The organism is Pseudomonas sp. KCJK8993 (genome assembly GCF_046230915.1).
Lineage (GTDB): Bacteria > Pseudomonadota > Gammaproteobacteria > Pseudomonadales > Pseudomonadaceae > Aquipseudomonas > Aquipseudomonas piscis.
In genome coordinates this window covers 1-7,079 of the sequence record NZ_JBJJLO010000185.1, presented here as the reverse complement: position 1 = coordinate 7,079, position 7,079 = coordinate 1, and the positions used below count along the sequence as shown (strand labels likewise).

General features: G+C 57.7%; 8 protein-coding genes. 5 read left to right on the top strand and 3 right to left on the bottom strand.

Features of this window, described 5'->3' with window-relative positions:
• Positions 1 to 148 precede the first annotated feature (148 nt).
• Entirely contained in the window at positions 149 to 835 is a 687-nt protein-coding gene (locus ACK6AU_RS30895; protein WP_185699661.1) for a VacJ family lipoprotein, read from the top strand.
• A gap of 78 nt (positions 836 to 913) precedes the next feature.
• Here ACK6AU_RS30895 and ACK6AU_RS30890 read toward each other — a convergent pair whose 3' ends face one another.
• Positions 914 to 1,213 carry a PilZ domain-containing protein gene (locus ACK6AU_RS30890; protein ID WP_185699653.1) on the bottom strand — a complete coding sequence of 100 codons (300 nt, stop codon included), beginning with the start codon at positions 1,211 to 1,213 and terminating at the stop codon, positions 914 to 916.
• A 273-nt stretch (positions 1,214 to 1,486) separates the two neighbouring features.
• Here ACK6AU_RS30890 and rssB point away from each other — a divergent pair, with 273 nt between their 5' ends.
• Together rssB and rssC are read left to right on the top strand one after the other, a co-directional pair.
• Positions 1,487 to 2,668, top strand: coding sequence for a two-component system response regulator RssB (gene rssB, locus ACK6AU_RS30885; protein WP_185699662.1), 1,182 nt, complete (start codon positions 1,487 to 1,489; stop codon positions 2,666 to 2,668).
• Entirely contained in the window at positions 2,668 to 3,150 is a 483-nt protein-coding gene (gene rssC, locus ACK6AU_RS30880) for an anti-sigma factor antagonist RssC (protein ID WP_185699654.1), read from the top strand. Before rssB ends, rssC begins: the two co-directional genes overlap by 1 nt.
• Positions 3,151 to 3,225: 75 nt before the next feature.
• On the opposite strand, the gene tal is transcribed toward rssC, so the two are convergent.
• Together tal and dusA are read right to left on the bottom strand one after the other, a co-directional pair.
• A complete protein-coding gene (gene tal / locus ACK6AU_RS30875; protein ID WP_409303473.1) occupies positions 3,226 to 4,152 on the bottom strand; it encodes a transaldolase in 927 nt (308 codons plus the stop codon).
• A gap of 178 nt (positions 4,153 to 4,330) precedes the next feature.
• Positions 4,331 to 5,350: a tRNA dihydrouridine(20/20a) synthase DusA gene (gene dusA, locus ACK6AU_RS30870; protein WP_409303471.1), complete on the bottom strand. Its 1,020-nt coding sequence runs from the start codon at positions 5,348 to 5,350 to the stop codon at positions 4,331 to 4,333.
• Between the two features lie 102 nt (positions 5,351 to 5,452).
• Between dusA and ACK6AU_RS30865 the strand changes: the two genes are divergently transcribed.
• Both ACK6AU_RS30865 and ACK6AU_RS30860 read left to right on the top strand, forming a co-directional pair.
• Complete coding sequence (locus ACK6AU_RS30865) at positions 5,453 to 6,541, top strand: site-specific integrase (RefSeq protein ID WP_409303469.1); 1,089 nt, start codon at positions 5,453 to 5,455, stop codon at positions 6,539 to 6,541.
• Between the two features lie 113 nt (positions 6,542 to 6,654).
• Positions 6,655 to 7,079 (top strand): hypothetical protein (locus tag ACK6AU_RS30860; protein WP_409303467.1); only part of this gene is annotated, 425 nt, incomplete at its 3' end.

The window sequence follows — 7,079 nt, the reverse complement described above, 5'->3', positions numbered from 1 at the left end:
GACATCAAGGTTACAACCAGGTGAACGCCCGGCCGATTCGCTCGCACGGCCTGCGCCGATGCTGCCTAAAGCGGCACATCCGTTTTATACTCCGGGCCTAACCTCAGGGCATGACCCCATGAGAGAACAAGCCGAGGAGTTTCCTGCGATGCGCTGGAGCCGTTATCTAGTTCCACTGTTTATGAGTGCCGGCGTGACGCTGGCTCCCCTGGCCGTCCAGGCGGCGGAGGAGGATCCGTGGGAAGGTGTCAACCGCCCGATCTTCACCTTCAACGATACCTTGGACACCTATGCCTTGAAACCATTGGCCCAAGGCTACCAGGCGGTCACGCCGCAGTTTCTGGAGGACGGCATCCACAACATGTTTCGCAACGTCGGTGACGTCGGCAACCTGGTCAACGACGTCTTGCAGGCCAAGCCCCATGCCGCCGGTGTCGATACCGCGCGCCTGCTGATGAATACCACCCTGGGCCTGGCCGGCTTCTTCGATGTCGGCACCAAGATGGGCTTGCAGCGCAACGACGAAGACTTCGGCCAGACCCTGGGCTACTGGGGCGTGGAAAGCGGTCCCTACGTGATGCTGCCGCTGCTGGGGCCCAGCACCTTGCGTGATGCGCCGGGCAAGTTCGTCGACAGCTACACCGAGCCTTATCGCTACATCAACGATGTTCCGGCCCGCAACATCGCCATGGGCGTGAACGTGGTCGACAGCCGTGCCAGCCTGCTGGCGGCGGACAAGCTGATCCGCGGCGACAAATACACCTTCATTCGCAATGCTTATCTGCAAAACCGCGAATTCAAGGTCAAGGATGGCAAGGTCGAAGACGATTTCTAGTATTTTCGAGGCTCTTGCGTTAACGAAAAGGCGGCCATGGGGCCGCCTTTTTCATGGGCTTTTTCACTGCAAGCAGGGTTAATTCATTTTAAGGATTGTAAGGCCAAGTTTCTGCCCGCCACCGTCCAGAGGCTTGATCCACACCACTTCGGTATCCGCCTCCAGTCCTCGAAGCGCCGTGTGCTCCGAATCGATGCGCACGCTCACTTGATCGCCGACCTGGAACGAGCGCGGTGCCTGGACTTGCATGCCACCGCTGGAAAGATCGATGCAGACTGCTTCGATCACTTGTCCCTGGTGGATCAGGCTGATCTCGGCATCTACTCGCATGCGGATGTAATCGCGCTTTTCGCTATAGTCACGCTGATTCTGATTCATGGGGTCCATCCTGCAATTGAGTAGCGGTTTTAACGGTTTTTATAACTCTCGGTGATTTGTGGTGTAAAGACGCCAAGCGACCATCGGCATGAGCTTGAAACGCCCCGCGGATGGGAGTACCGTCTGCGCCTTAGAAGGGCACCTCTGACGGTCGGGCGTGCAGGATTCAAGATCCTGGCCTTGTCGGAGTGGCTAGAAAGCGAATCCAGTAGCATGCCTCTGGCTCATGGCCAAGCTAGCTACGCCAACCCAATTCTGGCGCCGTTTGCCCACATGCAAAAAACCAGTGCCACGCTGCTGATAATCGATGACGACGAAGTAGTACGCGCGAGTCTCGCGGCCTATTTGGAAGACAGTGGCTTCAGCGTACTGCAGGCTGCCAATGGCCAGCAGGGTCTTCAGGTATTCGAGCGCGATAAACCCGACCTGGTGATCTGCGATCTGCGCATGCCCCAGATGGGCGGTCTCGAACTCATCCGCCAGGTGACGGAACTGTCGTCGCAAACCCCCGTGATCGTGGTTTCAGGCGCTGGCGTGATGAACGATGCGGTGGAAGCCCTGCGCCTGGGCGCGGCGGACTATCTGATCAAGCCTCTGGAAGACCTGGCGGTACTCGAGCATTCCGTGCGCCGGGCGCTGGATCGTGCTCGCCTGCTGCTGGAGAACCAGCGCTACCGGGAAAAGCTCGAAGCGGCCAACCGTGAGCTGGAAGCCAGCCTGAACCTGCTCCAGGAAGACCAGAATGCCGGGCGCCAGGTGCAGATGAACATGCTGCCCACCAGCCCCTGGTCGGTCGATGGCTTCAGCTTCGCTCACCAGATCATCCCGTCGCTCTACCTGTCGGGGGATTTTGTCGACTACTTTCGTGTAGACGAGCGCCGGGTGGCGTTCTACCTGGCTGATGTTTCCGGTCATGGGGCGTCTTCGGCTTTTGTCACCGTATTGTTGAAGTTCATGACTACGCGCCTGCTGTTCGAGTCCAAGCGCAATGGCACCTTGCCGGAGTTCAAGCCGTCGCAGGTGCTGGGCCATATCAACCGGGGCCTGATCAGTTGTAAGCTGGGTAAACACGTCACGATGGTCGGTGGAGTCATCGACGAGGAGACTGGTTTGCTGACCTATAGCATTGGCGGGCACCTGCCGTTGCCAGTGTTGTATACACCAGGCAGCGTGCGCTATCTGGAAGGGCGCGGTCTGCCGGTAGGTCTGTTCGACGAAGCGACCTATGAAGACCACATCCTGGAATTGCCACCTGTGTTCAGCCTGTCGCTGATGTCCGATGGCATCCTGGACCTTTTGACCGAGCCTACACTCAAAGAGAAAGAAGCGGCCTTGCCTGAACGGGTGAAGGCTGCGGGCGGCAGCCTGGATGGCCTGCGGCAAGTTTTTGGATTGGCCACGCTAGGGGAGATGCCGGATGATATCGCCCTGTTAGTGTTGAGCAGGAACCTTTGATGAGTACCGGTAGAATCCAGTTCGCCGAGCAGGACGGCACTTTTGTCCTGAAATTCGTCGGTGAAGTGCGCCTGACCCTGTGTTCGGCGTTGGATGCGACTATTGAGCGGATCTTCACTGCGCTGAACTTTTCGGCGATCGTGATCGACCTGACGGAAACCCGCAGCATCGACAGCACTACCCTCGGCTTGCTGGCCAAGTTGTCGATCCTGTCGCGGCAGAAGGTTGGCCTGTTGCCCACCGTCGTCACCACCCACGAGGACATCACCCGGCTTCTGCAGTCGATGGGGTTCGACCAGGTGTTCAACATCGTCGATCGCCCAGTGCCGTGCCCGGAGTGCCTGACCGACCTGCCGTCCCAGGACCAGTCGGAAGAAGTGGTGCGGATCAAGGTGTTGGAGGCGCACAAGATCCTCATGGGATTGAACGATTCCAACCGTGAAGCCTTCCATGACCTGGTGAATGCCCTGGAGCGTCACTGACCGCCTGAAGCTGGCCGATGAAAAAGGGCGAACCCGTGAGGGTTCGCCCTTTTTGCGTTCATGCCTTTCGTTCACTCAGAGCTTGGCGGCCAGCAGCGCCTCGAGCTTCTCCTGGTCCCGGGCGAACTGGCGAATACCTTCGGCCAGTTTTTCGGTGGCCATGGCGTCTTCATTGGATGCCCAGCGGAACTGCGCTTCGTTGAGGCTCTGACGAGCTTCGCCGGTCTTGCCTAGACTCAGCTTGCGCTCCAGCTTGCCTGTGTCGGCTGCCAGTTTTTCGATCAGGTCCGGGCTGATGGTCAGGCGATCGCAGCCTGCCAATTGCTCGATCTGGTTGAGGTTGCGGAAGCTGGCGCCCATGACCACGGTCTTGTAGTCGTTGGCCTTGTAGTAGTTGTAGATACGGGTCACCGATTGCACGCCTGGATCGTCGGAGCTGGTGTAGTCATTGCCGGTGGCCTTCTTGTACCAGTCGTAGATCCGACCCACGAATGGCGAGATCAGGAATACCCCGGCATCCGCGCAAGCCACTGCCTGGGCGAAGGAGAACAGCAGTGTCAGGTTGGTCTGGATGCCTTCGCGTTCCAGCTTCTCGGCGGCCCGGATGCCTTCCCAGGTGGAAGCGATCTTGATCAGCACTCGATCGCGACCTACACCGGCCTTTTCGTACAGGTCGATCAGGCGATGGGCTCGCTTGAGCATGGCATTGGTGTCGAAAGACAAGCGGGCGTCGACCTCGGTGGAGATCCGGCCCGGGATCACCTTGAGGATCTCCTGGCCCACGGCAACGCCAAAACGGTCGCTGGCCAGGCCGACATCGCCCTTGCAATCGCCGACGCTGGTGCCGAGCAGGTCGGCATAACCGGGAATGGCCGCAGCCTTGAGCAGCAGCGAGGGGTTGGTGGTGGCATCCACCGGCTTGACTCGGGCGATGGCGTCGAAGTCGCCGGTGTCGGCCACCACGGTGGTGATTTTCTTCAGTTGTTCCAGCTTGGAAGTCATGAGCGTGCTCTGTCCTATGGGTCTGATGACATTACCCGAGCGCTGGCAGGCGCTCAAGGGCGCGGAATGCTTGCGATGGCCCCGAAAACCATGACCTGAAAACAGATGTTTGAATGTCGGGACACGGTCCAGATAAATACGATGCCAAAACCCGGATCAGGTTCAACCCGCCTGACGCCTAGCGTCCTTCCAGCAATTGGCCGGCCTGGTCCAGCAGGGCCAGCGGATCCTTGGTCTTGTGGATATCCACCGACAACAGCTGGCGGAACTTGCGCGCCCCGGGGAAGCCGCTTCCCAGGCCCAGGACATGGCGAGTGACATGGTGCATGGCGCCACCGCTGGCCAGGTGTTCGGCAATGTAGGGCCGCAATTGCGCCAGGGCCTCGGCCCGGGAAATCACCGGCTCGCCGCTGTTGAACAGTTGCTGATCCACCTCCGCCAGCAGATAGGGGTTGTGGTAGGCCTCGCGGCCCAGCATCACCCCATCGAAGGTCTGCAGATGTTCATGGCAGGCCTCCAGGGTCTTGATCCCGCCATTGAGGATGATCTCGAGCTGCGGGAAGTCCGCCTTCAGTTGCGCTGCCACTTCGTAGCGCAACGGCGGGATCTCGCGGTTCTCCTTGGGGGACAGGCCTTCAAGGATCGCGATCCGGGCATGCACGGTAAAGCTCGTGCAGCCGGCCTCATGCACCTGCCCAACGAAATCGCATAGTTCTGCATAGCTGTCCCGGCCGTTGATACCGATCCGATGCTTGACCGTCACCGGGATCGACACCGCGTCGCGCATCGCCTTTACACAATCGGCCACCAGCGCCGGATGAGCCATCAGGCAAGCGCCGATCATGTTGTTCTGCACGCGGTCGCTGGGGCAGCCAACGTTGAGGTTGACCTCATCGTAGCCATGCTCCTGGGCCATTCGCGAGCAGGCGGCGAGGTCCGCCGCAGTGCTGCCGCCCAACTGCAGCGCCAGCGGATGTTCGGACTGGTGATAGCGCAGGAAGCGCTCATGATCGCCGTTGAGCAAGGCGCCCGTTGTGACCATCTCGGTATAGAGCAGGGTGTGCTTGGACAGCAGTCGCAGGAAATACCGGCAGTGGCGGTCAGTCCAATCCATCATCGGTGCCACGCTGAAGCGGCGAGATGGCTCGGAGCGGGAATGGCTAGTGTTTACGGGCGCTTCAGGTTTTTCTGAATTCATTGAGACTGATCTTTTATACAGCAGTTTAAACCCGTTTTACCTTGTTTTTTAAGGTTGCTTGCTACAATGTAGCAAGTGAATTCGGCAATGTAGCAACTGGAAATGGGCACGATCACAGCACGTAAGCGCAAGGACAACTCGACAGCCTACACGGCGCAAATTCGGATCAATCGGGATGGCAAAACAGTTTATCAGGAAAGCCAAACCTTCGACCGTAAGCAGGTCGCTCAGGCCTGGATCAAGCGCCGTGAAACTGAGCTAGCCCAGCCAGGCGCTATTGAGCGGGCTAGCAGGAAGGGGATGACGATCAGAAAGATGATCGAGCAGTACCTGGATGAGTACGAGAAGATCCGCCCGCTGGGGAAGACAAAGCGCGCCACCTTGAATGCAATCAAGGATACCTGGTTGGGCGATCTCGACGATTCGGCGCTCACCAGTCAGAAGCTGGTCGAGTTTGCTCAGTGGCGGATGGGGCAGGAGGGCGGTGGCGTACAGGCGCAGACGGTCGGTAACGACTTGTCGCACCTGGGGGCAGTGTTGTCTGTAGCGCGGCCAGCTTGGGGCTATCAGGTAGATCCGCTGGCTATGCCAGATGCCCGTAAAGTGCTGCGCAAACTCGGCATGGTTAGCAAGAGTAAGGAGCGCAACCGCCGGCCGACGCTGGATGAGCTGGACAAGCTCATGGTGCATTTCACTGAAATACTAACGCGCCGTCCGGATTCAATCCCCATGCCGAAGCTGGTCGCCTTTGCCATTTTTTCAACTAGACGGCAGGAGGAGATAACACGGATTCGTTGGAGCGATCTCGATGAGTCTCGACAAGCCGTCCTGGTACGCGACATGAAAAATCCAGGACAGAAAATCGGCAACGATGTGTGGTGTCATTTGCCAGACGAGGCGTGGGCAATTCTGCAAAGTATGCCCAGAACAGAGAGGGAGATTTTCCCCTACAACGCTAAGTCGGTATCTGCGTCATTCACCCGGGCGTGCCCAATGGTCGGTGTCGAGGACTTGCACTTTCATGACCTGCGTCATGAGGGGGTGAGTCGTCTGTTCGAGATGGACTGGGATATTCCCCGTGTGTCGAGTGTTTCGGGTCATCGCGACTGGAACTCATTGAGACGATATACCCACCTTCGAGGAAGAGGAGATAGCTATAGAGGGTGGAAATGGGTAGGCGTTATGGAGTGACTGCCTCCATGGGGGGATGGCGTAACAGGTGATTGCATATTGAGATCACCATCTAAAAAGAGTAGGTTGCTTTGCAACAATGAAGCTACTTAACGTCGTTGAAGGACTGTGTTGTGAAAGGAATCAAGCCATTTTTAGTACTGCGTTACTCGCTGGTCGAAAATAAGCAAGGTGCTCTCGTTCCCTCTCCCTTACCTAAACCCAAGGGCGCGGTTGTGGTGCCAGCTCTTCAGGATGATGGTCGTGAGTTCGTCAAAAACAAGGTTCGCTATAGTTTTGTAGGATTTTCATATGCCGAGCCCATCGCTGATGAATTTCCCAAAGGCCGATTTCTGGTAGGGAAGACAGCTAAGCATAAGTTGACCAAAGTTGGTGATAAGGTCCCTGGTGATATAGTCGCCCACGACGCTGATAATTGGGTTCCGGTTATTACTGTGGTCGATACTGTGGGTCAGTACATTTTTGTACAGCATGATTGGCGCTTTGGTACTGATGAGCAAATCGCAAACGCTATTCAGGCGGGTCTTAGAGAGCCAAT